This is a genomic window from Bacillaceae bacterium S4-13-56 (assembly GCA_040191315.1).
Lineage (GTDB): Bacteria > Bacillota > Bacilli > Bacillales > JAWJLM01 > JAWJLM01.
Window position 1 is genome coordinate 1 of record JAWJLM010000139.1, and the last position, 1,502, is coordinate 1,502.

Annotated in this window: 1 pseudogene; it reads right to left on the minus strand. The window is 36.9% G+C overall.

Features of this window, described 5'->3' with window-relative positions:
* Window positions 1-1,230: pseudogene (locus RZN25_18145) on the minus strand (transposase).
* Between the last annotated feature and the right edge of the window lie 272 nt (window positions 1,231-1,502).

The window sequence follows — 1,502 nt, forward strand, 5'->3', positions numbered from 1 at the left end:
AGCCCAATCGAGATCATTAACTTCATCACATAATTCATAAAACATATCGCCAAGTGTTCGTTCGTCTGTGCTACAACGGTTTTGCCACGAGAGAACAATATATCGTGCGAAAACTATGGTTGTATGACTAATTAAGCCGTCATACGAACGACCTTGGAACTCTTTTTGGAGTTTCAATAGAGACTTTGTTGTTTTAAAAAAGACTTCAATGTCCCAACGCATTCCGTAAATACGAATGATTTCTTGGTCACTGAGCGTACAGTCTGTACTTAAAATCGCTAACCATTCACTCTTTTTATTGCGATTGCGAACAAAGACAACTTTAATAGGCACTCCATTCGCTTGTGTGGTATGAATAGAACGAAGAATGCTTTTCTTACCATTGGTTGGCTTCGCTAAACAGTAAAGTTCCTTTAAGCTCACACGTTTCCCATTCACGATGTAACGTTGCTTTAGATTCTTTACCATACCAATGACATCAATGCCTTGGTCCTTGATATGCTTAACGAGAGGCTGATACGTGAACCAAGAGTCCATCAGCACATAGGAAGCATCGATGCCGGCATTCATCGCACGTTCGACCATGCCAGGTATTTGCTCTGGTGCGGTTTGTAACGCTTCTACTCTTCGTTTATAACCGGAACTACGCTTATCAATTTTTGATGATATTCCATTAATTTGGCTTTTCTTCGAGCTTAATAAAGAAAAGTCCACTGGAATGAACGTTGCTCCATCTGACCAGCCAAGCGTAAGCATACGAAAGCCTTTATAAAATCGTATCCTTTTGGGATGCATGATCAAAACAGCGAGCTAATAACTCAACAGATTTACTGCGGTTACGATCATACGAAGAATCATCTAAGATCAATACTTTCGGCCGATCATGAATCGTTAGGTTTGTCACTTTCTCAATCGTATGAACGCTTAGAAATAGTAAAAATCTTCTCCAAGCAAAGGTAGACTTGTTTAAAAAACGATAGACCGCATCCTTTTCTGGACATTCGCTAGCTTTCTTACTTTGAAGTAGTTGAAACCAGTTTTTATTTTCAAACATCAGACTAAAAATTAATTGAACATCAGACTAAAAATTAATTGAAAAAGATACGCACAAGTAAAGCCGACAGACTTTGTAATACCAGCCTTTCTTAGATGTTTAAACAGCTCTAATTCTTTAAATGTTGAAGAAAGTTCATTTGGTAGTTGATTATTTTGGTCATTATTCGCTATCATATAGGAGACACCTCTTCTGTATTGGTAGTGTTTTCTAATCAATTACACTATACCAAATTTGAGGTGTTTTTTTATGCCTATTTCATTTGTCAATGACCATATTTGAAGAGTGACACGCTTTACGGCTAGTTAAATTGAATACTTTTTTCTAGCTGCAAAAGTTGAGTTCATTATTTAATATACTCTCCATGCATCTTTCAAATTGATCTGTGTTTTTCTGTTCCGTTTTCGGTGTTTGTCAAGATAGTTGTCGTATTTAACTTGTTTACTAG